Source organism: Micromonospora sp. MW-13 (assembly GCF_003434305.1).
Lineage (GTDB): Bacteria > Actinomycetota > Actinomycetes > Mycobacteriales > Micromonosporaceae > Micromonospora.
Genome location: NZ_QKKX01000050.1, coordinates 44,128 through 69,009 on the forward strand (window position 1 = coordinate 44,128; position 24,882 = coordinate 69,009).

Annotated in this window: 25 protein-coding genes; 15 read left to right on the forward strand and 10 right to left on the reverse strand. The window is 72.3% G+C overall.

Annotated elements, in window-relative coordinates; all coding sequences use genetic code 11:
• Nucleotides 1–104 precede the first annotated feature (104 nt).
• On the forward strand, nt 105–566 hold the full coding sequence (locus tag C5N14_RS22850) for a peroxiredoxin (protein WP_117670459.1): 462 nt from the start codon (nt 105–107) through the stop codon (nt 564–566).
• 67 nt (nt 567–633) lie between these two features.
• A complete protein-coding gene (locus C5N14_RS22855) occupies nt 634–1,326 on the forward strand; it encodes a hypothetical protein (RefSeq protein WP_117670649.1) in 693 nt (230 codons plus the stop codon).
• A gap of 69 nt (nt 1,327–1,395) precedes the next feature.
• On the opposite strand, the gene eis is transcribed toward C5N14_RS22855, so the two are convergent.
• The 3 genes from eis to C5N14_RS22870 all read right to left on the reverse strand — a co-directional run bounded on the left by eis (nt 1,396) and on the right by C5N14_RS22870 (nt 5,107).
• Nucleotides 1,396–2,571, reverse strand: a complete 1,176-nt coding sequence (gene eis / locus C5N14_RS22860; RefSeq protein ID WP_117670651.1) for a GNAT family N-acetyltransferase — start codon at nt 2,569–2,571, stop codon at nt 1,396–1,398.
• A gap of 109 nt (nt 2,572–2,680) precedes the next feature.
• The gene (gene cydB, locus C5N14_RS22865) at nt 2,681–3,679 is read right to left on the reverse strand and encodes a cytochrome d ubiquinol oxidase subunit II (RefSeq protein WP_117670461.1); all 999 of its coding nucleotides are present in this window, start codon (nt 3,677–3,679) and stop codon (nt 2,681–2,683) included.
• 12 nt (nt 3,680–3,691) lie between these two features.
• Nucleotides 3,692–5,107: a cytochrome ubiquinol oxidase subunit I gene (locus C5N14_RS22870; protein ID WP_207892845.1), complete on the reverse strand. Its 1,416-nt coding sequence runs from the start codon at nt 5,105–5,107 to the stop codon at nt 3,692–3,694.
• A gap of 188 nt (nt 5,108–5,295) precedes the next feature.
• On the opposite strand from C5N14_RS22870, the gene C5N14_RS22875 reads away from it, so the two are divergent.
• Nucleotides 5,296–6,063 (forward strand): 1-acyl-sn-glycerol-3-phosphate acyltransferase, encoded by a 768-nt coding sequence (locus C5N14_RS22875; RefSeq protein WP_117670465.1) that lies wholly within the window; start codon nt 5,296–5,298, stop codon nt 6,061–6,063.
• Between the two features lie 53 nt (nt 6,064–6,116).
• Here C5N14_RS22875 and C5N14_RS22880 read toward each other — a convergent pair whose 3' ends face one another.
• Nucleotides 6,117–6,530, reverse strand: a complete 414-nt coding sequence (locus tag C5N14_RS22880) for a nitroreductase/quinone reductase family protein (protein WP_117670467.1) — start codon at nt 6,528–6,530, stop codon at nt 6,117–6,119.
• Nucleotides 6,531–6,958: 428 nt separating this feature from the next.
• Here C5N14_RS22880 and C5N14_RS22885 point away from each other — a divergent pair, with 428 nt between their 5' ends.
• From C5N14_RS22885 to C5N14_RS22895, 3 genes are all read left to right on the forward strand, one after another.
• Nucleotides 6,959–7,726, forward strand: a complete 768-nt coding sequence (locus C5N14_RS22885; RefSeq protein ID WP_117670469.1) for a glycerophosphodiester phosphodiesterase — start codon at nt 6,959–6,961, stop codon at nt 7,724–7,726.
• 22 nt (nt 7,727–7,748) lie between these two features.
• Nucleotides 7,749–9,140, forward strand: coding sequence for an MFS transporter (locus C5N14_RS22890; RefSeq protein ID WP_117670471.1), 1,392 nt, complete (start codon nt 7,749–7,751; stop codon nt 9,138–9,140).
• 87 nt (nt 9,141–9,227) lie between these two features.
• Nucleotides 9,228–9,941 (forward strand): thymidine kinase, encoded by a 714-nt coding sequence (locus tag C5N14_RS22895; RefSeq protein ID WP_117670473.1) that lies wholly within the window; start codon nt 9,228–9,230, stop codon nt 9,939–9,941.
• Nucleotides 9,942–9,962: 21 nt separating this feature from the next.
• Here the strand turns inward: C5N14_RS22895 and C5N14_RS22900 are convergent, their stop codons facing one another.
• Entirely contained in the window at nt 9,963–10,421 is a 459-nt protein-coding gene (locus tag C5N14_RS22900) for a hypothetical protein (protein WP_117670653.1), read from the reverse strand.
• A 122-nt stretch (nt 10,422–10,543) separates the two neighbouring features.
• On the opposite strand from C5N14_RS22900, the gene C5N14_RS22905 reads away from it, so the two are divergent.
• Nucleotides 10,544–12,250 carry an acyl-CoA dehydrogenase family protein gene (locus tag C5N14_RS22905; RefSeq protein WP_165878200.1) on the forward strand — a complete coding sequence of 569 codons (1,707 nt, stop codon included), beginning with the start codon at nt 10,544–10,546 and terminating at the stop codon, nt 12,248–12,250.
• Between the two features lie 49 nt (nt 12,251–12,299).
• Here C5N14_RS22905 and C5N14_RS22910 read toward each other — a convergent pair whose 3' ends face one another.
• Together C5N14_RS22910 and C5N14_RS22915 are read right to left on the reverse strand one after the other, a co-directional pair.
• Nucleotides 12,300–13,301 carry a tyrosine-type recombinase/integrase gene (locus tag C5N14_RS22910; RefSeq protein WP_117670477.1) on the reverse strand — a complete coding sequence of 334 codons (1,002 nt, stop codon included), beginning with the start codon at nt 13,299–13,301 and terminating at the stop codon, nt 12,300–12,302.
• A 217-nt stretch (nt 13,302–13,518) separates the two neighbouring features.
• Entirely contained in the window at nt 13,519–14,007 is a 489-nt protein-coding gene (locus C5N14_RS22915) for a DUF2087 domain-containing protein (protein WP_117670479.1), read from the reverse strand.
• On the opposite strand from C5N14_RS22915, the gene C5N14_RS22920 reads away from it, so the two are divergent.
• The gene (locus tag C5N14_RS22920; protein WP_117670481.1) at nt 14,008–14,850 is read left to right on the forward strand and encodes a TIGR04222 domain-containing membrane protein; all 843 of its coding nucleotides are present in this window, start codon (nt 14,008–14,010) and stop codon (nt 14,848–14,850) included.
• A gap of 25 nt (nt 14,851–14,875) precedes the next feature.
• On the opposite strand, the gene rox is transcribed toward C5N14_RS22920, so the two are convergent.
• Complete coding sequence (rox, locus tag C5N14_RS22925; RefSeq protein ID WP_117670483.1) at nt 14,876–16,306, reverse strand: rifampin monooxygenase; 1,431 nt, start codon at nt 16,304–16,306, stop codon at nt 14,876–14,878.
• Between the two features lie 452 nt (nt 16,307–16,758).
• On the opposite strand from rox, the gene C5N14_RS22930 reads away from it, so the two are divergent.
• Both C5N14_RS22930 and C5N14_RS22935 read left to right on the forward strand, forming a co-directional pair.
• Nucleotides 16,759–16,968: a hypothetical protein gene (locus C5N14_RS22930; RefSeq protein WP_128763646.1), complete on the forward strand. Its 210-nt coding sequence runs from the start codon at nt 16,759–16,761 to the stop codon at nt 16,966–16,968.
• Complete coding sequence (locus tag C5N14_RS22935; RefSeq protein ID WP_117670487.1) at nt 16,965–18,149, forward strand: hypothetical protein; 1,185 nt, start codon at nt 16,965–16,967, stop codon at nt 18,147–18,149. The genes C5N14_RS22930 and C5N14_RS22935 overlap by 4 nt, the downstream gene beginning before the upstream one ends.
• Before the next feature lie 40 nt (nt 18,150–18,189).
• On the opposite strand, the gene C5N14_RS22940 is transcribed toward C5N14_RS22935, so the two are convergent.
• The gene (locus tag C5N14_RS22940) at nt 18,190–18,909 is read right to left on the reverse strand and encodes a hypothetical protein (protein WP_128763647.1); all 720 of its coding nucleotides are present in this window, start codon (nt 18,907–18,909) and stop codon (nt 18,190–18,192) included.
• A gap of 880 nt (nt 18,910–19,789) precedes the next feature.
• Here C5N14_RS22940 and C5N14_RS22950 point away from each other — a divergent pair.
• Complete coding sequence (locus tag C5N14_RS22950) at nt 19,790–20,428, forward strand: CatB-related O-acetyltransferase (protein ID WP_117670493.1); 639 nt, start codon at nt 19,790–19,792, stop codon at nt 20,426–20,428.
• A 165-nt stretch (nt 20,429–20,593) separates the two neighbouring features.
• A complete protein-coding gene (locus C5N14_RS22955) occupies nt 20,594–21,811 on the forward strand; it encodes a macrolide family glycosyltransferase (RefSeq protein WP_117670495.1) in 1,218 nt (405 codons plus the stop codon).
• On the opposite strand, the gene C5N14_RS22960 is transcribed toward C5N14_RS22955, so the two are convergent.
• Nucleotides 21,794–22,756 carry a LysR family transcriptional regulator gene (locus C5N14_RS22960; RefSeq protein ID WP_117670497.1) on the reverse strand — a complete coding sequence of 321 codons (963 nt, stop codon included), beginning with the start codon at nt 22,754–22,756 and terminating at the stop codon, nt 21,794–21,796. The genes C5N14_RS22955 and C5N14_RS22960 overlap by 18 nt on opposite strands.
• Nucleotides 22,757–22,884: 128 nt before the next feature.
• Here C5N14_RS22960 and C5N14_RS22965 point away from each other — a divergent pair, with 128 nt between their 5' ends.
• From C5N14_RS22965 to C5N14_RS22975, 3 genes are read left to right on the forward strand one after another with little or no spacing between them, the layout of a single operon-like run.
• Nucleotides 22,885–23,580 carry an MFS transporter gene (locus C5N14_RS22965; protein ID WP_243639943.1) on the forward strand — a complete coding sequence of 232 codons (696 nt, stop codon included), beginning with the start codon at nt 22,885–22,887 and terminating at the stop codon, nt 23,578–23,580.
• Nucleotides 23,553–23,900, forward strand: coding sequence for a PadR family transcriptional regulator (locus C5N14_RS22970; RefSeq protein WP_117670499.1), 348 nt, complete (start codon nt 23,553–23,555; stop codon nt 23,898–23,900). The genes C5N14_RS22965 and C5N14_RS22970 overlap by 28 nt, the downstream gene beginning before the upstream one ends.
• An 8-nt stretch (nt 23,901–23,908) precedes the next feature.
• On the forward strand, nt 23,909–24,880 hold the full coding sequence (locus tag C5N14_RS22975; protein WP_117670501.1) for a hypothetical protein: 972 nt from the start codon (nt 23,909–23,911) through the stop codon (nt 24,878–24,880).
• Nucleotides 24,881–24,882 lie beyond the last annotated feature (2 nt).

Genomic DNA, 24,882 nt, shown 5'->3' on the forward strand with positions numbered 1-24,882 from the left:
GTGCTGGTGGTGACGGTACCGGCGGGGGTGGTCGGTGGTGGTGGAGAGCGCGGTCACACCGGTGATCGCCTACGCTGCCGGCGTCGACTAGTGGAGGTGGGCGGGTGGCGGGTGTGCGGGTCGGTGACCTGGTCGAGGATTTCGAGTTGCCGGACGAGACGGGGACGCCGTGGCGGTTGTCGGAGTTCCTGGTGGTGGGTCCGGTGGTGTTGTTCTTCTATCCGGCGGCGATGACGCGGGGGTGCACGGCGGAGAGCTGTCACTTCCGGGACCTGGCGGCGGAGTTCGCGGCGGTGGGCGCGCAGCGGGTGGGGATCAGTCGGGACGTGGTGGAGAAGCAGGCGGAGTTCTCCCGGTTGCACGGGTTCGACTATCCGTTGTTGTCGGACGTGGACGGTGTGGTGGCGCGGCGGTTCGGGGTGTTGCGGCGGGTGCCGTTGGGGCCGTTGAGTACGCGGCGGATGACGTTCGTGATCGGTTCCGATCGGCGGGTGGTGGAGGTGGTGCACAGCGAGTTGGGGATGAACGAGCACGCGGATCGGGCGTTGCGCGCGTTGGGGGGGTGATCTTTCGGGTGTCGCAGTGGGCTGGTATCAAGGCAGGAATCAAACAGGTGTACGGAAGAGGGTTGTGATGGGTGCCGTGGGCCAGGGTTTGTCCACTGACGAGGTGCAGAGCATCCGGGAGGCGTTGGCGGCCGGCCGGAAGCCGAAGGTGGTGTTCACCTCGTCGGCGGGTCAGATCGCCGGCCAGGTGGGCCAGGTGGTGGAGTTGACCGATCCGTCGGTGTCCGACGAGTTCGTGGTGGTGCGGTTCGGTCGGGACGAGTTGCCGTTCTCCCCCGCCGACGTGGCGGTGGCGCCGCGTGGGGCGGGTCGGCGGGTGGCGGAGGTGAAGGCGGAGCCTGAGCCGGTGTCGCCGGTGGCGGAGCCGGAGTTCGTGCTGGACACGCCGCAGGTGCCGGCGGCGCGGCGGGAGGAGCCGATTGTGGAGCAGCAGCAGGTGGAGTCGAAGCCGCCGGCGCGGCGGCCGGTGAAGGCGGTGAAGCCGAAGGGGCCGGCGGGGTTGACGGTGACGTTGGCGTATGCCGACGGTGAGTGGACGGTGGCGGCGCAGCAGGGTGCGAAGTCGTTGGCGAAGCCGTATGTGGTGAAGCCGGCGGAGGCGTTGCGGATGGTGGCGTTGGTGGACGTTCCGGGGGTGCAGGAGGCGGTGGAGCAGATCCTGGGAGCGGAGCGGGCGGAGGCGGAGCAGCAGGCGGAGAAGTTGCGGGCGGAGTTGGCGGAGATCGAGGCGCGGTTGGCGGAGTTGCGCGAGGTGGGTTGATCGCGTCCGGTGTGCCTGTCCCCCGCCCCTCGTCGCCGTGTGCGGCGGGGGGCGGGGGCGTGTCGGGGGTCAGAAGTAGTCGTGTAGTTGGGCGGGGCCGCCGGCGGCGAGCAGGTCGAGGGGGCGGGGGTCGGCTGTGGTGGTGGTGTGCAGCAGGCCGGTGTGTCGGAGGGTTTCGGCGTTGGTGGTGCCGGTGTAGAGCTGGGCGAAGCCGCGGACGGTCAGGTGTAGCGGGGTGTCGGTGGTGGTGCGGTGCAGTTCGGCGGCGCCGTCGGCGACGTCGAGGCGCCAGGTGCCGGTGTTCCAGTCGGCGAGGTGGTCGTGGAGGGTGAAGGTGACGGTGCCGCGGGCGTGGGTGGGCCAGCCGCGTTGGGTGACGGCGCGGGTGACGTCGACGGGTCGGTGCATCCAGGTGTCGCGGTGGTGTTCGCGGGTGGCTTCGATGGGCAGGTGGGCGGTTAGGGCGTCGCCGTCGAGCAGGGTGAGTCGCAGGGTGGGGGTGACGCTGGCCCAGGTGGCGAGGGTGCTGATGAGTTCGCGGGCGGCGTCGGCGGTGGTGGCGAGGACGTTGTCGACGGTGAGGACGGCGTCGGGGCCGTAGCCTCGGCCGCGGTTCCAGGTGGCGTAGCCGACGAGGTGGTCGTCGTGTTCGACGAGGGTGAGGCCGTCGGTGGGCAGGGTGTCGGTGGGGTGGTCGAACAGGGGGCCGCGGCGGGTGAGTAGGCCGTGGCGGTGGCGGGTGACGGTTTCGTAGAGGTTGGTGATGGCGGGTAGGTCGGCGGGGCCGCCGTCGCGGACGGTGAGGTGGGGGTTGGGTCGGTGTCGGGGTAGGGCGGCGGTGGGTAGGTCGAGGGTGCGTAGGGCTCCGGCGACCTCCCAGCCGCAGGCGCGGTAGGGGGCGGTGGTGGTGGGGAACAGGGCGCTGACGGCGGCGCCGCGGTCGTGGGCGCCGCGCAGGAGGTTGGTGAGCAGGGCGCGGGCGATGCCTCGGCCGCGGGCTGCGGGGGTGACGGCGACGCCGGCGACGTCGGCGGCGGTCACGGGGCGGTCGTTCCACCACTGGTCGTGGTGCAGGTCGACGGCTTTGCCGAGGAGTTGGCCGGTGGGGTCGAAGGCGCCGTAGCGGGTCAGGCCGGGTGGGGTGGTGGTGGCGTGTGGTGGTGGGGTGGGGTCGGATCCGAAGGCGTGGCGGCCGAGGGTCCAGGCGGCGGTGAGGTCGTCGGGGGTGAGTTCTCGGACGTCGATGGTGGGCATCGGGTGACGGTAGCGGGGGGTGTGGTGCGGCTGCCTGGATTTTGTGGTGGTGTGTGGCGGGGCCGGCGCGGTTTGTCGCGCCGGCCCGTTGTCTTGCTGGTCAGTGGTGCGGGATGTGGGCGACGCCGATGCGCTTGCGGAACACCCAGTAGGTCCAGCCCTGGTAGGCCAGGACGATGGGGGTGAACACGACCGCCACCCAGGTCATGATCTTCAGGGTGTAGGGGGTGGAGGCGGCGTTGCTGGCGGTGAGGGTGCCGGTGGGGTCGCCGGTGGAGGGCAGCAGGTTCGGGAACAGGGCGGCGAACAGGGTGGCCACGGCCAGGGCGATGGCCACGGCGGTGCCGGTGAAGGCCCAGCCTTCGCGGCGGGTGTGGGCGGCGGCGAGGCCGGCGAGCAGGGCGAGCGCGGCGCCGGCGGCGAGGACGGTGGCGGTGGTGCTGGAGCGGATGGTGAGGGTCCAGGTGAGGAAGGCCACGGCGAGTACGGCGGTGCCGGCGCCGAGGCGTACGGCGAGGGTGCGGGCGCGGTGGCGGATGTCGCCGACGGTCTTGAGGGCGATGAACACGGCGCCGTGGGTGAGGAAGAGGGCGGCGGTGGTGGCGCCGCCGAGCAGGGCGTAGGGGTTGAGGAGGTTGAGGAGGTCGCCGACGTATTCGTGGTCGGCGTCGAGGGGTACGCCGCGCAGGATGTTGGCGAAGGCGACGCCCCAGAGGATCGCCGGGATGAGGGAGCCGAGGAAGATGGCGGTGTCCCAGCGGCGTTTCCAGGTGGTTTCTGGGCGCTTGTGGCGGTATTCGAAGGCGACGCCGCGGGCGATGAGGGCGAGCAGGATGAGTAGCAGGGGCAGGTAGAAGCCGGAGAAGAGGGTGGCGTACCACTCGGGGAAGGCGGCGAACATGGCGCCGCCGGCGGTGATGAGCCAGACCTCGTTGCCGTCCCAGACGGGGCCGATGGTGTTGATCAGGACGCGGCGTTCGCGGTCGTCGCGGCCGAGGACGGGTAGCAGCATGCCGACGCCGAAGTCGAAGCCTTCGAGGATGAAGTAGCCGGTGAACAGTACGGCGACGAGGAGAAACCAGATGGTCGTCAGTTCCACGGTGGGCTCCGGTCAGTAGGCGAAGGCGAGTGGGCGCTCGGCGTCGTCGCTGTCGTCGGTGGGTTCGGGGTGGTCGGTGAGGTCGGGTACGCCGGCGCGGGCGTAGCGGAGTAGGAGTTTGACCTCGATGACGGCGAGGGTGGCGTAGATGAGGGTGAAGGCGGTGAAGGAGGTGAGGACTTCGGTGAGGGAGACGCTGCGGGATACGCCGTCGCGGGTGAGCATCTCGCCGAAGACGATCCAGGGTTGGCGGCCCATCTCGGTGAAGATCCAGCCGAAGGAGTTGGCGAGTAGGGGCAGTACGGGCATGGCGAGGCCGGCGCGCAGCAGCCAGCGGCTGGTGGGGGTGCGGCCCTTGCGTTGTGTCCAGAGGACGAGCAGGGCGATTGCGGCGGCGGCGAGCCCGAAGGCGATCATGAAGCGGAAGCTCCAGTAGGTGACGGGGATGATCGGGGTGTAGCTGCCGGCGCCGTACTGGCTGGCGTACTGGGCCTGGAGGTCGTTGATGCCGTGGACGGTGCCGTTGGGGTCGCCGGTGCCGAGGTAGGACAGCAGGTAGGGGATCTTGATGGCGAAGATCTCGCGGCTGCCGTCGAGGCTGCCGATGGTGAGTACGGAGAACGAGGCGGGGCTCTCGGTGGTGTAGAGGCCTTCGGCGGCGGCCATCTTCATCGGCTGCACCTCGGTCATGATCTTGCCTTGGATGTCGCCGGTGATGACCACGAGTGCGGAGGAGATCAGGACGACCCAGGAGCCGAACTTGGTGGCGAAGCGGTAGGCGGGGGTGTCTGTGCTGTCGCGGTTGCGGATGACGTGGTACAGGCCGACGGCGACGACGAGGGAGCCGGCGACGAGGAACGCCCCGGCGAGGGTGTGCGGGAAGGTGATCAGGGCGACCTTGTTGGTGAGTACGGCGAGGAAGTCGGTCAGTTCGGCGCGGCCGGTGTCGGGGTTGATCCGGTAGCCGACGGGGTTCTGCATGAAGGAGTTCGCGGCGAGGATGAAGTAGGCGCTGAGGTTGGTGCCGATGGCGGCGGCCCAGATGCTGGCCAGGTGTAGGCGTTTGGGTAGGCGGTCCCAGCCGAAGATCCACAGGCCGATGAAGGTGGATTCGAGGAAGAAGGCGACGAGGGCCTCGATGGCCAGGGGGGCGCCGAAGATGTCGCCGACGAAGCGGGAGTAGTCGCTCCAGTTCATGCCGAACTGGAATTCCTGCACGATGCCGGTGACCACGCCCATGGCGAAGTTGATCAGGAAGAGCTTGCCGTAGAACTTGGTGAGTTTCAGGTAGCGCTCGTTGCCGGTGCGGTGCCACAGGGTTTGCAGGATGGCGACGAGGACGGACAGGCCGATGGTCAGCGGCACGAACAGGAAGTGGTAGACGGTGGTGACACCGAACTGCCAGCGGGCGACGTCCAACGCGTCCACCTGGAACCCCCAGCCTTTCATACTACGAGACGTAGTAAATACTACCGGGTGTCGTAGAAGAATCGGCAGGGTCGGAGGTCCCGAGCCGGCCCGGGACCAATGACCTCGATCACCTCTGCCGCCCAACCCACCCGCGTGCGCCGGGCGGGCGCACCGCCGTGGCGGCGACGTGCGACCATCGAGCGCTGATGGACACCCCGACCAACCCCTGGCAGCCGCCCCTGATCTGGCGCGGCGCCCAGCTGTTCGCCCGTGCCGTCGTCGGCGCCCTGGCCCGCCTCGAGGTCAGCGGCGACGTGCCCGACCGGCTGCGCCGCGGCCCGCTGATCCTGGCCGCCAACCACCTCAGCCCGTTCGATCCGGTGGTCCTCGCCGCCGCCTGCCGCGCCCGCGGTGTGGCACCCCGGATCATGGCCACCGGCGGCCTGTTCCGCGCCCCGCTCGTCGGCGCCGCCATGCGCCGGGCCGGGCACCTGCGCGTCGACCGGGGCACCGACGCCGTGCACCGGGCCCTCGACGACGCGGCCAGAGCCGTGGCCGACGGGTCGGTGATCCTGGTCTACCCGGAGGGTCGCATCGGCCTGGACCCCGGCCTGTGGCCGGAACGCGGCAAGACCGGCACCGCCCGGCTCGCCCTCGCCTGCGGCGCCGCGGTGGTGCCCGTCGCGCAGTGGGGCTCCCACGAGGTGCTGCCCTACCGGGCCCCGAAGGGCATGCTGCGCGCCGTCGCCCGGGCGGTGCGCCGCCGGCCGGTGGTGAGGGTGCACTTCGGCGCGCCCGTGGACCTGACCGGCGTCGACCCCGCGGCCCCGGGCGCGGCCCGCCTGGCCACCGACCGGATCATCGACGCGATCACCGACGGCCTGGTCCCGCTGCGCCCCGACGAGCCCGACCGGCCCCGGCACGTCGACCCGGGGCGTCCCAGCGACACCAGCCGCTCCCACCGGCGCGGCTGACGGCCCTGACCCCGGTCGTGTCGGGCGTCCCGACGCGACCGGGGTCGACGGGGTCAGCCGACCGGTTCCAACGCCACCACCGGGATCACCCGGCCCGCCCGGGCCTGGTAGTCGGCCCAGCCCTGGTCGGCCTGCGCCGCGCGGGCGAAGGCCCGGTCCCGCTCGTCGCCGGTGAGCACGACCGCCCGGGCCCGCCAGGTCGACGTCCCGTCCTCGACGGTGACCAGCGGATCGGCCCGCAGGTTACGCATCCACTGCGGGTCGCGGGGCGCTCCCCCGGCGGAGGCGATGACCAGTACCCGGCCGTCCTCGCCGGTCACCTGGCCCACGGGGGTGGTGTGCGGGGCGCCGGTGCGCGTTCCGGTGGTGGTCAGCAGCAGCAGTCGGGCGCCCTCGAACCACCCCCCGACCCGGCCGCCGTTGGCGCGGAACTCCTCGATGACCTGCTGGTTGAAGTCGTTGGGCATGCGGTGTCCGTTCTTCAGACTCGGTGCCCGCCCCGCGGGGCGGGCGATGGTGAGGGGAAGTCGTGCGACGGCGGTCGCGGGGGCACGTCGCGCGCGGAAGAGGGTGAGGTGACGCGGGGAAGATGAGCCGCCCGCACGGGGGCGGTGGAGGTCACTCACGCACGGCGGGCCGCGGGCCCACCCGGCCCTCACGCCCCGGCCGGGTGCCCTGTCCGCTCGTGGCCCATGGCCGACCCGGCAGTCACGACGGCCAATCTAGTGCCGTCCCCGGGCCGCTGGCAACGCCCCGGCCCCGACGCCGTCGTCGGTCGGGGCCGCGGGGGGCGCACCCGAGCGCCGGGTGGCTGACCTGGCCCGCGTCCGGCCCGGCGGCGGGTGATCCCCGGCCGGTCACCCATCGGCCACCGCGACCGGGCATACTGCCCACCGTGCAGCCCCGCTCCGGCTACCTCGACGCGCCCGCGCCGCTGGCGTTCGCCCACCGCGGGGGCGCGGCCCACGGCGACGAGAACACCGCCGCCGCGTTCGCCCGCGCCGTTGACCTGGGCTACCGGTACGTCGAGACCGACGTGCACAGCACGGCCGACGGTGTCGCCGTGGTCTTCCACGACGCCACCCTGCGCCGGGTCACCGGCCAGCCGGGGCGCGTCGCCGACCTGCGCTGGGCCGACCTGGCCTCGGTGCGTGTCGGCGGCGCCACCGTGGTGCCCCGCCTCGACGACGTCCTCGCCGCCTGGCCGGACGTGCGGTTCAACATCGACGTCAAGGCCGACGGGGGCATCGAGGCGACCGTCGCCGCGCTCGGCCGGGCCGGCGCGGGCGACCGGGTGCTGCTGGCCTCGTTCAGCGACTCCCGGCTGGCCCGGCTGCGGGCACTGACCGGCGGGCGGATCGCCACCGGCCTCGGCATGCGCGGGGTGGCCCGGCTGCGGATGGCGTCCCTGCACGGCCGGCCGCTGCGGCTGCCCCCGTCGGTGGTCGCCGCCCAGGTCCCGCCCCACTACGGTCGGATCCCGGTCGTGGACCGTCGGTTGATCGCCTACGCCCACCGGCTCGGACTGCACGTGCATGTCTGGACGATCGACGAACCTGCCGAGATGCACGAGTTACTTGATCTTGGAGTGGATGGCATCATGACCGATCACGTCGGCGTGCTGCGCGACGTCTACCGCAGCCGCGGCCACTGGGCCGCCTGAGAACCGGCGGAGGAAAACCCCCATGGCCGAGACCGTCACCCCGACGGTGGACAACCCCCCGCCGCCGGCCAGCACCGCCCGGGAGCGGCGCGGCTGGTACCTCTACGACTGGGCCAACTCGGCCTTCCAGACCACCGTCATCACCGTGTTCCTCGGTCCGTTCCTGACCACCGTCACCGAACTGGCCGCCGGCTGCGAGCTCGGCGCCGACAGCTGCGACGGCTACGTCCACCCGCTGGGCATCCGGGTCGCCGCCGGCTCGTACTACCCGTACCTGATCTCCCTGTCGGTGTTCCTGACGGTGTTCGTGCTGCCGGTGGTCGGCGCGGTGGCCGACCGGTCGGCGCACAAGAAGCGGCTGCTCGGCGCGGCGGCGTTCACCGGCGCCGGGGCGACCATCGCCATGGCCCTCGTCACCGGCGAGCGGTACCTGCTCGGCGGGGCGCTGTTCCTCGTCGCGAACATCTCCTTCGGCGCCGCCGTGGTGGTCTACAACTCGTTCCTGCCGCAGCTCGGCGGCCCCGACGAGCGCGACGGCATCTCCAGCCGCGGCTGGGCCATCGGCTACCTCGGCGGCGGGGTGCTGCTGGCGGGCAACCTGATCGCCGTGACGATGCTCAGCGAGGACGGCAACCCGCAGCGCACCCTGGACCTGGCCCGCTGGTCGATCGTGTCCGCCGGCGTGTGGTGGGCGGTGTTCACCCTGGTGCCGCTGCGATGGCTTCGTGAACACCCTGCCGCGGCGGCGCTGCGCGGCGGCGGCAACGTGCTCACCGACGGGTTCCGGCAGCTCGGCCGCACCCTGCGGGAGGTCAAGGCGTACCCGCTGACCCTGTTCTTCCTGCTGGCGTTCCTGGTCTACAACGACGGCATCCAGACCGTGATCACCCTGGCCAGCCAGTACGGCACCGAGGAGCTGAAGCTGGGGCAGAGCACCCTGATCACGACGATCCTGCTGGTGCAGTTCCTCGCCTTCGGCGGCGCCCTCGCCCTCGGCGCCCTCGCGCGGCGGATCGGGGCGTGGAAGACGGTGCTGCTCAGCCTCGTGCTGTGGACCGGTGTGATCATCGCCGCGTTCCGGCTGCCCGCCGAGGCGCCGCTGCCGTTCATGATCCTCGGTGGGGCGATCGGTCTGGTCCTCGGCGGCAGTCAGGCGCTGAGCCGGTCGCTGTTCAGCCAGCTCATCCCCGCCGGCAAGGAGGGCGAGTACTACGGCTTCTACGAGATCAGCGACAAGGGCACCAGCTGGCTCGGGCCCCTGGCGTTCGGGCTGGTGTTCCAGCTGACCTCCTCCTACCGGGTGGGCCTGGTCTCCCTGCTGATCTTCTTCGTGGTCGGGTTCGCGCTGCTGGCCGCCGTGCCGATCCGCCGCGCCATCGTCGCCGCCGGCAACACCCCGCCCCGGGTGCTGTAGCGCGCCAGGCCGGTGCGTGGGTCCCGTGTCCCCGGGGCCCACGCACCGGCCTGATCGTCCGACGTCGATGGGCTAGGCTGCCCCGACGTGACCGACGACGCCGCTGCCGCCCCGATCTGTCTGGCCCGGCCCCTCCCCGGCCCGGACGACACCCGCGCCGGCTGCGCCGCCGCCCGGGGGGTCGACGGCCGGCCGCTGCACGCCGCCGCGTTGAAGTTCTTCTGGGGGCCGATGGACTGCGGAAAGTCCACGATGGCGTTGCAGATGAACTACAACCACGCCCGGCAGGGCCGCCGCGGCCTGGTCACCACCCGCATCGACCGGTCGCTGGGCCCGCAGGTCACCACCCGCATCGGCCTGGCCCACTCCGCGATCGAGGTCACCGACGGCCTCGACCTGCGCGACCTGGTCCGTGACTCCTGGGCCGAGGGGGTCCGGGTGGACTACCTCATCTGCGACGAGGCGTCGTTCTACGACCTCGAACACATCGAGCAGATGGCCGAGCTGGTCGACAACTACGACGTCGACGTGTACGCCTTCGGCCTGGCCACCGACTTCCGGTCCTGCCTGTTCCCCGCCGCCCAGCGGCTGTTCGAGCTGGCCGACTCCGTCGCCCGCATCCAGGTGGAGGTGCTGTGCTGGTGCGGCCGGGAGGGGCTGCTCAACGCCCGCGTCGTCGGCGGCCGGGTCGTCCGGGAGGGCGAACAGGTCGTCATCGGCGACACCGTGGACACCGCGCAGGTGCGCTACCAGGTGCTGTGCCGGCGGCACTACCGCGCCGGGGACCTCGGCGGCCGGTAGCGGCCCGCCCGCGCCGGCCGGTCAGTACGGGTCCCCGCACACCCGCCAGCCGTCGGACTCCCGCACCACCGGCAGCTCCCGTGGTTCGCTGCCGCCGCCGTCGCGGGTCAGCCGCACCGCCACCGTGCCCCGGGGACGGCCGCTGCGGGTGGCCACCGCCACGTCGGTGATCTCGTAGCCGGTGATCTGCGGCGGGGTCCGCAGCCACGCCGCAAAGCCGGCCGGGCTCCACCGGCTGCGAGTGTCGGCGCACAACCGTCCGTACGCCCGGTCGGCGTCGCCGGTGGCCACCTCCCGCAGGAACCCGTCGGCGGTCTCCCGCACCGGGCCGCTGGACCCCGTCACCACCTGCACGTTCCACGCCCCCAGGCCGGCCACCCCGACCAGGCACAACCCCAGCCCCGCGCCGGCGGCCAGCAGCCCGGTGCGCACCGGCCGGCGGCGCCGGGCCGGTCGGTTCCACGACTGCTCACCGCCCATCACCTCCGACCGTAGGCGGCCGGCGGCCGGCCCGCAGCAACATGCGCGCCCGGTCGCCTCCCGGGCGCGCATCGTCTACCGTCGGCGCACACCCCGACGCGAGCGCCCCCGGAGGCGAGACGATGACCCGTTACGTGCAGCCGGTGCCCACCCCCGACGACCCGTACACCGGGGACCGCCTCCTGCGGTCCTGGCTACACCGGCAGCTCGGCGCGGACGGACACGCCGCCGCGCAGGGCCGGCTGAGCGACCTGGCCGCCGACGTGGCCGGGCCGCTGCGCGCCGCCCACGCCGACGCCGAGGCCCACCCGCCGACGCTGGTCCGCTACGACCCGTGGGGCGCCCGCGTCGACCGCGTCGACACCTCCGCCGGCTGGCAGGCCCAGCGCGCCGCCGCCGCCCGGCACGCCGTGGTCGCGCTGCCCTACCTGGAGTCGGCGCGCGGCACGTGGGGCGCCGCCGCCCGCGTCGTCCAGCACGCCCTGCTGCACCTGTACGGGCCGGAGTCGGCCACCTTCACCTGCCCGGTGGCGATGGCCGACGGCGCGGCGGCGCTGCTCAGTCTCCCCGAGGTCGACGCGGGCGTCCGCGAAGCGTGGCTGCCCCGGCTCACCTCCACCGACCCGGACACCGCGATCGTCAGCGGGCAGTGGATGACCGAGTCGCAGGGCGGCTCCGACCTGTCCCGGTCCACCACCACCGGCCGCCCCGCCGCCGACGGGTCGTGGCGGCTGACCGGGGAGAAGTGGTTCTGCTCCGCCGCCGACGCCCCGATGGCGGTGGCCCTCGCCCGGCCGGAGGGCGCCGGCCGGGGCAGCCGCGTGCTCGCCCCGTTCCTGGTGCCCCGCTACGCCGCCGACTCGCCGCTGGCCGGCACCACCGCCGCCGCCGGCGCGCCGGCGCCCGGGGTCACCGTGCACCGGCTCAAGGACAAGCTCGGCACCTGGGCAGTGCCGACCGCCGAGATCGGGCTGCGCGACGCGTACGCGCTGCCGCTGGGCGACCCGGCGGTGCCCGGCCTGGTCCGGGCGATGACCCTGGTGGTGGTGACCCGGGTGCACAACGCCGCCGCCGCGGCCGGCGGGATGCGCCGCGGCCTGACCTACGCCCGCGCGTACGCCGACGCCCGCGCCGTCGCCGGCGGACGGCTGGCCGACAACCCGCTGCACCGGGGCACCCTCGGTGCCCTCGCCGTCGACGCGGCCGGCGCGTTCGCCCTGGCCGGGCACGCGTTCGCGCTGCTCGGGCGGGTGGAGGTGGGCGCCGACCCGGACGCCGCCGCCGAGCTGCGGGTGGTCGCCCCGCTGGCCAAGCTCGCCACCGGCCGGCTCGCCGTCAGCTCCGCCAGCGAGTACGTGGAGTGCTTCGGCGGCGCCGGATACGTCGAGGACACCGGCGTGCCCCGGCTGCTGCGCGACGCGCAGGTCCTGCCGATCTGGGAGGGCACCACCAACGTGCTCGCCCTGGACGTGCTGCGCGCCGTCACCCGCGAGGACGCCGGCGCGCCCCTGCTGCGCCGGCTGACCGCCGCGGTGGACCTGGCCCGGCCGCTGTCCCCCGCGCTGGCCGACACCCTCGCCGCGGTCGCCGGTGAGCTGACCGCGGCGCTGGCCGACATCACCGCCGACCCGCAGGCCGCCGGGGTGGTCGCCGGGGCGCGCGGGCTGGCGCTGCGCCTGGCGGCGGCGCTGACCTGCGCCCTGCTGGTCGAGCACGCCGCGTGGGGCGACGAGCAGGCCGAGGTGGCCGCCCGGCTGTGGGCGCGGCGGCGGCTGCGCCACGAGGACATCGCCGGCGACGCCCACCAGCACCTCGACCTGCTCTGCTGAACGCCCGGACGCCGGTGGCCCGCCCGGGCGCGCCGGGCCGCCACCGGCGTCAGGCCCGGCGTCGGGCCCGCGCTGCCCAGATCACGTACGCCGGGTCCCGGTCGAGGTTGTGCCGGTCCCGGTCGTAGCGCCGGGTGGTCCTCGGGTCGGCGTGCCCCATCGCGTCCTGCACGTCCTCCAACGGCACCCCCTCGGCGCGGGCGGTGGTGGCGAACGCGTGCCGCAGCGAGTGCGGGGACAGCTTCGCCCACGCCGGGATGCCGGCGGTGCGGGCCAACCGGCGGATCAGCCGGAACACCGAGTGCCGGTCCAGCCGGGCGCCGGTCGCGGTCACCAGCAGCGGCCCGGTCAGCTCGGGCACCGTCACCCGGGCCGCCGCCGCCCGCTCGGCCAGGTAGGCGTCCACCGCGTACGCGGTCGACGGGGTCAGCGCCCGCCGGCGCGGTTTGCCGCCCTTGCCGACGAAGCGGACGCTGCGGTGTCCCCGCTCCGCGCCCAGGTCGGCCAGGTCCAGCGAGACCAGCTCACCCACCCGCAGCCCCAGGTCCGCCAGCAGCGCCACGGCCGCCCGGTTACGCGCGGCGGTCGGGCCGGCCTCGGCCTCCGCGGCGGCCAGCAGCGCGTCCACCTCCTCCGGGGTCAACCCCACCGTCGCCGAGTGGTCCCGGTCGATGCGGGGCCGGTCGGCGCCCGACACCGGATTCGCCTCGATGGCCTGGAGCTTGAGCAGGAAGTCGTACCAGCTCGACAGAGCCGACAGCTTGCGGGCCACCGTCGCCGGGGTCAGCGGCCGGCCGCTGCGCGCCGCCGGGGTGCCCTCCAGTTCCCGTCCGTAGGTGTTGACGTCGAGGAAGTTCACCCGCAGCGGGTCCAGTTCGCGCGCGGCGCACCAGGCCAACCAGCCGGCCACGTCCCGCCGGTACGCGTCGCGGGTGTGCTCGGACAGCCGCCGGTTACGCAGCCACGCCTCGGTGAAGTCACCCGGCCCGACCCCGCGCAGGGCCGGACGGGCCGCACCACGCGAGGGCACCGGAAACTCGGGACGCGACATGCGAGAAAGACTCTCAGCCCCCGGTCGGATCGGCGGTGAGGCGCGCCCGGCCGGTTTCCCGCCCTTCCTCAGGGTCACCTCCACCACGTCCCGCTGCCGGACACGACCTTCAAACCGGTGATCCTCGGCGGGGCGGCAGGCGGGACGCGTCGAGCAGCGCCTCGGTGCCGAAGTTCGGGCCGATCGCGTCGATCCGCAGGTCGACCGCCCGGGCGGGTCACGGACCGGTCCGCCAGTACACCCCGCCCTCCCGGGCCAGCAGCGCCTCGTCGACCAGGTGGCGGCGTAGCGTCACGTGGTCGGACCCGCCCCCGTCGCACCAGGCCCGCAGGAACTCGTCGACGGCCCGCTCCGGATACCGCACCCCGGGCTCGAACGACCGGGCCGCGATGTGCTCCAGCAGGTGCCGGCGCCGGCCCCGCTGCGCCGGCAGCCGCACCAGTACCCCGTCGCGCAGGAAGGTCCGCAGGACCGTCGCGGCCGGCGACGGTGCCGGCGCGACCGGATCGGCGGTACGCGTGCGCGCCAGCTCCCGCAGCCGCGCCTCGTCGACCCGCAGGCCCATGGCCTCGTCGACGACCAGGCCGGCGTCGGTCAGCCGACGCGTGGCGGTGGCGGTGTCCCGGACGGACAGGCCGGTGCGGGCCGCCACGGCGGCCAGGTGCGGGGGCGCCGGCCGTACGACCGCGCCGCCATACTTGACCACGTGCTCTGGGGTGTCGACGGTCCGCGCTTCCTGCTGGACTACACGCTGGCGGTCGCCGCCGCGCTGCTCGCCGCGCTGACGGTGCGGTCACTGACCGGCCGGCGCACCCGGGGCGACGAGCCCGGCCTGATCGAGCTGGCGTACCTGACCGACCGGGCCGCGCTGGCCTGCCAGGTCGCCGCCGCCGGCCTGCGCCGCGCCGGGGCGGTCCGGCCGGCGGAACTGTCCACCATGGTCGCGGTCGCTGCGGCCCCGGCCCGGTCGGTGCCCCTGGCCCGGGCGGTGCACACCGCCGTGCGCCAGCCCCAGACCTGGGCGGCCGTGCTCGCCGACCCCGGCGTCAACCGGGCACTGCGCCGGCTGGTCACCGGCCTGCTACGCGACGGCTGGCTGCTCACCCGATGGCAGCGCCGACGCGTCGCCCTCGGCGCGGTGCCGCTGTTCGCCGTGGCCGCCGTCGGGATCGTCCGGCTGGTGGAGAGCGCCGTGCAGCACCGCGACGCCGGCGGGCCCGCGTCCGTCGTCGGCCTGCTGCTGGCCTGCGGTGCCACCCTGCTCGGCGGGTGGCGGCTGTGCGAGGTGCCCGAGGCCGGGGCCGCCGCCCGCCGGCTGCTGCGCCGGGCCCGCCGCAGTCACGCCGACCTGGACCCGCAGCACCGACCGGCGTGGAGCGAACGCGGCACCGACGAACTGCTCACGGCGATGGCCCTGTACGGGCCGCGTCCGCTGCTCGCCGTCGACCCGCGCTTCGCCGACCTGGTCGGGGTGGACGACGAGCGCCCCCGCCCGCCGACACCCCGGCAGCTCGCCCGCCGCGAACGGCGCGGCGCCCTCGGCCGGTAGCCCGACACGCAGGCCGAACGGCAGGTCAGCCGACGGCAGCGCCGAACCACCTGGGTAGCTGGTTGAGCAGATCCTGCTGGTCCTCACCGACCCACGCCACGTGGCCGTCGGGCCGCAGCAGCGCCGCGGGCACGTCCAGTTCCTCGCTGCCGTCGACGACGTGGTCGACCCGATCTGCCCAGCCCGCCACCGAGAGCCGGCCGGTCTGGTCGAGCAGCAGCCCGCGACCGCCGTGCAGCAGCTCGTAGAGACGCCGCCCCCGCTTCAGCCCCACGTCCCGCATCCGCCGGCCGAGCAGTTCATGCCCCGCGCCGAAGTCGTAGCGGACCCCGATCGCAATGATCTTCTCGATCAGGTACCGGTTCACGTCCTCGAAGTCCATCAGCTCCGACAGCAGCCGGCGCACCGACCGGGGACCCGGCTCGGGGGACAGCAGGTGCATCTGCGCGCGCGTGTTGTCCAGCACGTCGGCGGCCACCGGATGCCGTTCGGTGTGGTAGCTGTCCAGCAGACCTTCCGGTGCCCAGCCGTTGACCTCGGCGGCCAGTTTCCAGCCGAGGTTGAACGCGTCCTGTATGCCGAGGTTGAGCCCCTGCCCGCCGGTCGGCGGATGGATGTGCGCCGCGTCGCCGGCCAGCAGCACGCGGCCGGTCCGGTAACGCTCGGCCTGCCGAGTGGCATCGCCGAAGCGGGAGAGCCAGCGCGGCGAGTGCACGCCGAAGTCGGTGCCGGCGAACACCCGCAGCTGTTGCCTGAACTCATCGAGGGTCGGCGGGACCGAGCGGTCCTCGGCCACCCCCTCGGCGGGCACGACGACGCGGTACACCCCGTTCCCGAAGGGCCCGACGCCGAACCGCTTCTGGGTCTCGCGGACTTCGGCCACCACGGCGGCCAGCGTCTCCGGCGGCACGCCCACCTCCATCTCGCCCAGCAGCGTGTCGACCCTGGTGGGCTCGCCGGGGAAGCCGACGCCGAGCAGCTTGCGCACCGTGCTGCGGCCACCGTCGCAGCCGACGAGGAAGCGCGAGCGCAGCCGCGTGCCGTCGGCCAGCTCGACAGTCACCCCGTGGTCGTCCTGGCTCAGGCCGACCAGTTCGCAGCCGCGCCGGATCTCGGCGCCGACTTCGGCGGCGCGCTCGGCCAGCAGGCGATCGGTGGTGGTCTGCGGGATGCCGAGGACGTACGGATGTGCGGTGTCCAGCCGGTCCGGCGACGGCTTGGTGAGGGCGGCGAAGAAGCCACCGACCGGGTGCTGCTGGCCGAGCGCGAGGAACCGCCGCAGCAGACCGCGCTGGTCCATCACCTCGACGCTGCGCGCGTGCAGGCCGAGCGCGCGGACATGGCGGGGCGGCTGCAACTCCTTCTCCAGCACGAGGGTGTGCACGCCGTGCAGCCGCAACTCGCTGGCCAGCATCAGGCCCGTCGGTCCGCCGCCGGCAACGATCACGTCGATCATGAAGACCCCCCATTCGACAAGGCCGCAGCTCGGCCAGTCCCCCGCCCAGTCCGGCGGCGCGTACCCCCGTACCTGCACGCCGAATACCGCGACTCCCACCGACCGTTCGACGTCCCGCGAGACCCCTACGTCGACAAGAGCACACGTACTTCGCGAATCCCTGATTTCCGCAGGTTCTGCTTCGGCTGGAGATTCTGCGGGACGACCCGGGTCTTGCCGCAAGGCCCCCGGTGCGCTATACGTTGAAGGTGGCCAGGAGTGGGTAACCTCCTTGCCCTTTCCGTTGTCGTCCGCTGTGGACGGACAAGCTCTCCCGAAGCGTCGGCGTGCGCTGGACGACCAAACCAATCTCAGCGCCGGCCACGGGTTCCATTGATCCCCGGGTCCGTGCAGGAGGCCGCCCGGTGCGGCAGAGTGACACCGTTGGCTCAGGGCGATGGAGGACGGTGTTCGTGGAGGGTCCGACGGGGGTGGTGTTTCCGAAGACCGACGCGGGACGCAGTACGTCGGTGCTCGGGCGGGCGGTCGTGGCCGACGCCCTGCGTGCCGTCGATCCGGTCGGCGCGCGCTCGGCGGAACACGAGACGAACTGGCGGCACGGATACCTCGGGCACTTCCGGCGGCTCGTCGAGGCCGGCTGCTCTCACGCGACGCCGCGGTGACGATCGCCCGCGACGGGCTCGCCTCGCTGCATCGCCGGATGGCCGTGCTCCGCGCCGACGGCACCGAGATCGGCCTCGGCGACGTGTTCGCCACCTCCACCGATGTCGAGCCGCTGCGGACGGCGACGGTCACCGGCACCGGTGCGGTCGAGCGCGAGCTGTCGCTGCCGTACCGGGGCCGACGGCTGCGCGGCGACGACCTGCGCCGCCGGCTCGACGCGTGGGTCACCGCCGGCGTCGTCGAGCCGTCCTGCGCCGACGCGGTACGTGCCGTCATGGCCAACCCGGACTGGCTCGACCTGCGCGACCAGCGCATCGTGGTGCTCGGCGCGGGCGCGGAGATGGGCCCGCTGCCGTCCGTGCTGCGCTGGGGCGGCGACGTCGTCGCGGTCGACCTGCCACGCCCGGAGATCTGGCGGCGTCTGCTGCACACGACGCGCCGCTCCGGGGGTCGGCTCCACCTGCCCGTCCCGGCCGGCACCGGCACCGACGACGGCGCGTTGGCCGCCCGCGCCGGCGCCGACCTGCTGCACCACCTTCCGCAGGTGGCCGACTGGCTGCTCGGTGTCGACGGCCGGCTCGTCCTGGGCAACTACGTCTACGCCGACGGCGCGACCAACGTCCGGGTCGCCACAGCGGTCGACGCGCTCACTGTCCGGTTGCAGGACCGCCGCGACGACGTGGCGCTGGCGTTCCTGGCCACCCCCACCGACGTGTTCGCCGTTCCCGGTGACGCGGTACAGCACGCCGAACGGGGCTACGCGGCACGCGGCATCGTCCGCCGGTCGCTGCGGGTGGCCTCCGGCGGCAGGCTCCTGCACCGCCAGCGGGACGACGTCGCCGGGGAGGTCGCCGCCATCCTTGGCCATGTCGGCGAGCTGGTCGTAGAGCGAGAGGGTCGCTCGGCCCTCCGGGTGGCCGGGTACTGGCCGGGCTCCTTCGCCTCGCCGGTGTCGCTGAGGAGGCCAAGGCGGCCAGCACGATCGACCGGGCCTTGGCCGCCATTGCGGTCGCCCACCGATCCGCCGGCCCGGGCCGTTCTGTGTACCTGCCGGCGGGACAGCGCCGACGCGGGCCGGAAAGCACGCAAGGCCAGGCGACCGGTGCGGGCGGCCGACGTGCCCCGTCATTCCTGGTCGCCGCCGCCACCTCCGGCATCTGACCGGCCGCAGAACCCCTAGTAGTAAGGAGAAGCTCAAGACTGCCGGTCCTGCGTGCTCGTCAGGAAGGCCAGGGAACTTCGTAGTACGTGGTCCCCGAGGAGATGGTGACGAGAAACTCGCGCCTTTCCAGCAGGCCACTCCGCAGCGTGTAAAAGTCAACGGGGTGGGCCTCAACGAAGACAGTCGGCCAGGTGAGGTCCGGGACCGGTTGATCGTTCAACGGGATGTTGTCCTGCGACCACCCGACCTGAACCGTCCAGCCGTGCCCAGGTACGAGGTAGCTCAGGCCCGGCAGGGGCAGCAGTAACCCGTCATCGGTCTTGCCGTTCGCCGCGTAGTACCTCTCGACATCCTCGATGGCCGAGGTGGTGACCGGCATCAGTCCGGCAGCCTTGGCGCCCTTGTCAACCTCGCGCAGTACATCCAGAAGGTCACCGCCGGCCCCGAAGTACCTGATCTCGCTGAGACCGCAACTGAGGCGGTAGTCGTCGTGCGGCCACAGGCCATTGGTGGCTCCGGCATGGCAGACGTCCCGCGTTGACGTTGCGGCGGGCCTGAGCGGCGACGCCCGGGCCACGGCGGAGAGCACGATGCCGATCTGCTCTGCGCTCGAAGCGCTTGCCTGCCGGGCTGCGGCCGATTGCGCTTCCCGGCTGGTTTCCTCCCGCGTGGGTGCGTCCGACCCGCAGGCTGCCTGCGTGAGCAGCAGAAGTGCAGCCGTTGCCAACTTGACCGGGCGACGAGGAGTCATGGTTACGAGGATGGTGGCCAGCCGCACCCGGAGGATGAGTTGCCGCACTCATCTCGCCGCGAGCAGCGAGCCCGACCACCTCGTAGATCAGGCGCCCGAGACGCTCGGCCGCGCTGCTGGTCCTCGAACGAGACAAGAGAGGCTCTTAGCTCCTCGCTCGTCTCTCGCTCTGGCTCGCCGTGAGCAGGCGCTCGGTCAGGTCAAGCCACGCCGGCCAGCAGTGGACGTGGCGATCGTCACCGAAGTAACCGAGCTCTGCTAGCCGGACGTACTAACCAGTCCGCGTCGCCAGCACGGCCTACCAGGACGTCACCCGGGTCCGGCTCACTCAAGCAGCCGCCGCCACAGCTTCACTGGATCGGGCCGCAGATAGTCGGGCCAACGACCCTAACTTCAGCGGGAAGTCTCAGATCCACTGGGACAGGACAAGCCGGCAGCAGACCTCCTGACGCCATCCGCCTCGATGGCCGCACATAACTGTCATTATGATGCAGTGCCTTTTTGCCCGTTTTGCCCACCCCGATTATCGGATTGCCGTTACCGGTAATCCGATAATCGGGGTGGGTTGTCGGGAGGGGTGCGGGCTGGCCCGGTCCGGGGACGACGCAGACGGGTGGGGCGTACGTCCGGGTGGCGACCGACGCGATGCTCTGCGCGCTCGGGCCGCACACCGGGCGGGAGTCGCCGCGCTGGACCGGCTGTTTTCCGACGCCCCGCCGGGTCCGCCGGCGCAGGTGCTGCTGTGGATGACCGGCCGGGCGGAGTTCGCGGGCCGACCCCGCCGCACCTCGTGGACGTGGCAAGCCGCGCTGCCCTGACCCGCTGGAGTCAAATCGGTGTTCCGGCCGGCGCGGTACCGCGATCATGGGACTGGAACTGACCCGCGACCCAGGAGGAGCCGCCCGCCATGCCTGTGCCCGCCGACCCGACCGTGCTCCATCCGATGCCTGATCAGCCACGGGTGGTGCTGCTCAGGCCGCTGGTGAAGTCCCCGCTGATCGAGGTCGGGGAGTACTCCTACTACGACGACCCGCACGACCCGACCGAGTTCGAGACGCGCAACGTGCTCTACCACTACGGGCCGGAGAAGCTCGTCATCGGCAGGTTCTGTGCACTGGGCACGGGAGTGCGGTTCATCATGAACGGCGCCAACCACCGCATGGACGGCCCGTCGACCTTCCCCTTCCCCACCATGGGCGGCTCGTGGTCGGAACACTTCGACCTGCTCGCCGGCCTGCCGAATCGTGGCGACACCGTCGTGGGCAACGACGTCTGGTTCGGCTACGACGCGATGGTGATGCCTGGCGTACGGATCGGACACGGCGCGATCATCGGCTCCGGCGCCGTGGTCACCACGGACGTGCCCGACTACGGGATCGTCGGCGGCAACCCGGCCCGGCTCATCCGCACCCGCTACACCGACCGGGACGTTGCCCGGCTGCTGGCAGTGGCCTGGTGGGACTGGCCGGCGGAACACATCACCGAGCACCTGCGGACGATCATGTCGGGCAGCATCGCCGAACTCGAAGCCGCCGTCCCGGGCTAGAGTCTCGGGCATGTACTTCCATCAGATCTACGGCTGACCCGGACGGGGCGATGCCCCGCTTCCGTCCCGCACACCCGGGCGCCGCCACGACAGGGCACACCTGTCGGGCAGTTGGCGCACCGGCTTGCCGTGTCCTCTTCGCCTTAGATCTGAAACGAGTCCGCCATGTCCCGTCGCCGGGCCCACATCGCGATGGTCGGTATCCCCGCCGTCAGTCACGTCCTGCCCAGCCTCGAGGTCATCCGCGAGCTGGTGGCCCGCGGCCACCGGGTGACCTACGCCAACGACCCGGCGGTGGCCGACCTGATCGCCGCCACCGGCGCCCAACTCGTCCCCTGCACCTCCACGCTGCCGGTCGCCGACAACAACTGGCCCGACGACCCCATCGCCGCGATGGGCCTCTTCCTCGACGACGCCATCCAGGCCCTCCCGCAGTTGCGCGCCGCCTACGACCACGACCGCGCGGACCTCTACCTGTACGACATCGGCGCCTACGCCGCACGTGCCCTCGCCGAGACGCAGAACCGTCCCGTCATGCAGTTGTCCCCGACCTTCGTGGCGTGGAGGAGCTACGACCAGGACGTCGCGGCACACCTGTGGCAACTGCCGGGCGCCGACGCGTACCGGGCGAAGTTCGCGCAGTGGCTCGCGGAGTGCGGGGCGTCCACCACGGACGTGGACGCCTTCTCCGGCCGCCCCGCGCGAGCCCTGGCCCTGATCCCCCGGGCGATGCAACCACACGCCGACCAGGTCGACACCGATGCGGTGACGTTCGTCGGCCGCTGTCCCGGCCCGAGTGGGGGTAACGACGTCTGGATCCGTCCCGCCGATGCCGAGCACGTGCTTCTGGTCTCCCTGGGCTCGGCGTACACCCGCCAGCCGGAGTTCTACCGCCAGTGCCTGGCCGCCTACGGCAACCTGCCGGGCTGGCACGTCGTACTCCAGATCGGCAGGCACACCGACCCTCGGGAACTCGGCGACATCCCGCCCAACGTGGAGGTGCGTTCCTGGGTACCTCAGTTGGCGGTTCTGGAACAGGCCGACGCATTCGTCACCCATGCGGGGATGGGCGGCAGCAGTGAGGGGCTGTTCACCGGTGTTCCGATGATCGCCGTTCCGCAGGCCGCCGAACAGTTCAGCAACGCCGACCGGCTCGTCGAGCTGGGCGTGGCCCGCCGCATCGATACCTCGCAGGCCACCGCGGTGGCGCTGCGGACCGCCCTGAGCGAACTTGTCGCCGACGCGGAGGTCAGCCGCCGTCTGGCGCTGCTCCGTGCTGCCGCGCGGGCCGAGGGTGGCAGCACTCGGGCCGCCGACCTCATCGAGGACATGCTGGGCTCACCGTCCCCGGCCGTGACGAATTCGTCACTGTCTGGCTCGTGACCTTGGGATGGTCGCTGTCCCCCACGTCGGAATCCAGACCTCGGTGTCGGGTGCCTCCGCTCGTCTGGAGTCGAGGTGGTCACGAAGTTTGGTGAGCGCGGGATGCGGGTTGTCGTCGCGCCAGATCAGTGACATGGGGTAGATCGGTGCCGGGTCACGTACCGGTATGCGCCGCAGGTCGTAGCTGTCCGGCCACAGGTATCGCGTGCGTTCGCCGGCCAACGTCGCCAGTTCCGAGGATTCGGCGATCTCGGCCAGCAGTGCCTCGTTCCCGAAGACCGGCCCGACCCGGTCGATGGTGAGGCGGAACGCGGCGGCGAGTTCGTCGTAGTAGTCGGCCCACTCGGTACCGGGGGCCATGCCGGGCATCCAGATGCGGTGTTCGGCGAGTTGTGCGGGCGTGACGGCGCGGGCGTTGGCGAGCGCATGGCGTGGCCCAACGAGGACCTCGTGGTGCTCGTCGATCACGCGGGCGGTCCTGATCGCGCCTGGCAGTTGACGCGCGGGGACGGTGACGGCGTGGAAGGTGGCGTCGACCGCCCCCGCCTCGACGGCGGCGGTCGCGGCATGGACGTCGGCATCGAGGGTCACGACATCCAGCTCGATCCGCGGATGCGCACGGTGGAAGTCCTGTAGCAGCACCGCTGGCGCGGTCCGTCGGCTGTGGACGTCCACGCGGAGGGCGCGCCGACCGGGGCGCACGGAAGCGTCGGCGCGCGCCTCGACCCGGAGCAGTTCCCGGGCGTGGGGCAGGAAGGCCTGGCCGTCGATCGTGAGTTGGGCGCCGCGAGCCGTGCGGGTGAACAGCCGTACCTCCAAGTCCCTCTCCAGCGCGGCGATGCGCTTGGACACGGCCTGCTGGGTGATCGACAGCGCGGCGGCGGCGTCCTGGAACTGGCCGGCATCCGCGGCGGCGACGAAGGTACGGACGGCGTCGAGATCCACGGAGCAGACCCTACTCTCACAACGTCTGGTTGTGGCTCACCGCTGGCGCGGTTGTTTGGTCCGTCGTCCCAGGCCTTGGTTTGATCGCAGCGGTCAACGGCGAGTTGTTCGATGCGGGAGTGTGGCGCTTGGCTGCGAGACGATCCCTGGGGCGGCAGTTCGGATGGCTGTGGGCGGCGTACGCGGTCAGCGCCTACGGTTCTGGGCTGGGGTTCGGTGCCCTGCCGCTGATCGCCGTGCTGGTGCTGCATGCCAGCCCCGCCCAGGTGTCCGCCTTGTCCGCGGTGGGGCCGGCAGTGGGCACGCTGATCGCCTTGCCGCTCGGGCCGTGGGTGGAGTTTCACCGCAAGCGGCCGGTGATGATCGCGATGGACCTGGCCCGGTTCGCGGTCATGCTGACAATCCCCATCGCGTACGCCCTCGGCCGGCTCAGTTTCGTGCAGTTGCTGGTCGTCTCGGCCGTGGTCGCCGCAGCCAAGATCGCCTTCAACGCGGCCAGCGGCGCCTACCTCAGGGACCTCGTCCGGCCGGATGACCTGCTCGTGGCCAACGCGAGGTTCGAGTCGACGACGTGGAGCTCCATCGCGGTCGGGCCGCCGCTGGGCGGGGCGGCGGTCGGCCTGTTCGGGCCGGTCGCCACCGTGGTGGCCGACGCGCTCAGTTACCTGTTCTCCGCGCTGGGCATCACCGCTGGTGCCGCAGCCAGTGCGAGCACCGAGTTGGGCGTACTGACGGTCCCGTCCCTCCAGCACGAGAAGTCGTTGCTATATATATCGCACCGCGATATATATAGCGCATGGAAATCAGCGAGCAGGCGTTCCTGATCCTCTCCGCCCTCGCCGACCAACCCCGTCACGGCTACGCCCTGGTGACAGAGGTCGACGAGATGACCGACGGCAGGATCCGGTTACGCGCTGGCACCCTCTACGGGGCCCTCGACCGCCTCGTCACCCAAGGGCTCATCGCCCCCGACCACGACGAGGTGGAGAAGGGCCGGCTACGCCGTTTTTACAAGCTAACCGACACGGGGGCAGACGCCATCCGCGCTGAGAGCCGGCGGATGGCCACCGCGGTCCGGCTCGCCGAGGAGCGCCTCAACAAGCGTGCCGCCCGCAACGCCCCGCGCCTTGGGACCAGCGGATGAACCCGGGCATGAGCCCCCTGGAGCGACGATATCGACGGCTGCTGCGCCTACTGCCAGCCACGCACCGCAACGCCCGCGGCGAGGAACTGCTCGGACTGCTGCTGGACCTCGACCACGGCCGCCGACACCCGAGTCGGCACGAGGCACTGAACATCATCGCCCTGGCGATCCGGCTGCGACTCACGACGCCCGTCACCACCGCGGCCCTCACCACCGGACTCAGTGCCCTGCTCGTCGCCGCCAGCACCCAGCCCGCCGGTCAGACCCTGGACCTGCTCACCGGCGCCGTCCTCGCCACCGACATGCCGGCCATCATCGCTAGCTGGCCGCAGATGGTCGTTCTCGGCCTGCTGCCCCTCGCACCGCTGATCGCCTGGCTGTGCGGCGCGACCCGGACCGCCCTCACCCTGCAAGCAATATTCTTGGTGGTCAACGTCGGTTGGTTCGTCATCGACGTGCTCAGCGGTTCCGGCATGGGAATCAACCCCGGCCAACAACTCTTCGCGTACGCCCCACCGGTTCTGACCCTCGTCCTGCTCTCGATCGCCGGCCGCGAGCGGTGGACCGCGCCCCGGCCGCGCCTGTTCTGGTGGGCCCTCGTCCCACTCGGGATCCTCGCCTGGAAAGGCACCGGAGAATGGGGACGTCACGGCGTCTACGTTCCCGACGCCGTGCCGACGGTCCTCGGGATCCTCACCGCCGCCATCGCCGCTGTCGGAGCCGCCTTCGCAGTCCGCCGCCACCGGCCCGCCGTCATCCTCGGCGTCGGACTCACCGGCTTCATCGCCGGATGGCTCATCCCTGACCCGCTGCTCTCCAACACGACGATGCAGCACTTCGACGGTCAGCCGCTACCACTGGCAATCCTCATCACGGTGATCGCTGCCACCATGACTGGCATCAATCACCTCGCCCGTCGCCACAAGCCCGAGGTGCGGTCGCTACCACCCGATGAACCCGTGATGCGCGTCGGCGAGTGAGC

Coding starts and splice junctions, on each gene's coding strand:
- C5N14_RS22910 (WP_117670477.1), bottom strand. CDS start 13,301: ATGTCGCGTCCCGAGTTTCCGGTGCCCTCGCGTGGTGCGGCCCGTCCG.
- rox (WP_117670483.1), bottom strand. CDS start 16,306: ATGATCGACGTGATCGTTGCCGGCGGCGGACCGACGGGCCTGATGCTG.
- C5N14_RS22890 (WP_117670471.1), top strand. CDS start 7,749: ATGGCCGAGACCGTCACCCCGACGGTGGACAACCCCCCGCCGCCGGCC.
- C5N14_RS22855 (WP_117670649.1), top strand. CDS start 634: ATGGGTGCCGTGGGCCAGGGTTTGTCCACTGACGAGGTGCAGAGCATC.
- C5N14_RS22880 (WP_117670467.1), bottom strand. CDS start 6,530: ATGCCCAACGACTTCAACCAGCAGGTCATCGAGGAGTTCCGCGCCAAC.
- C5N14_RS22900 (WP_117670653.1), bottom strand. CDS start 10,421: ATGGGCGGTGAGCAGTCGTGGAACCGACCGGCCCGGCGCCGCCGGCCG.
- C5N14_RS22875 (WP_117670465.1), top strand. CDS start 5,296: ATGGACACCCCGACCAACCCCTGGCAGCCGCCCCTGATCTGGCGCGGC.
- C5N14_RS22975 (WP_117670501.1), top strand. CDS start 23,909: ATGAGCCCCCTGGAGCGACGATATCGACGGCTGCTGCGCCTACTGCCA.
- C5N14_RS22970 (WP_117670499.1), top strand. CDS start 23,553: ATGGAAATCAGCGAGCAGGCGTTCCTGATCCTCTCCGCCCTCGCCGAC.
- C5N14_RS22955 (WP_117670495.1), top strand. CDS start 20,594: ATGTCCCGTCGCCGGGCCCACATCGCGATGGTCGGTATCCCCGCCGTC.
- C5N14_RS22950 (WP_117670493.1), top strand. CDS start 19,790: ATGCCTGTGCCCGCCGACCCGACCGTGCTCCATCCGATGCCTGATCAG.
- C5N14_RS22905 (WP_165878200.1), top strand. CDS start 10,544: ATGACCCGTTACGTGCAGCCGGTGCCCACCCCCGACGACCCGTACACC.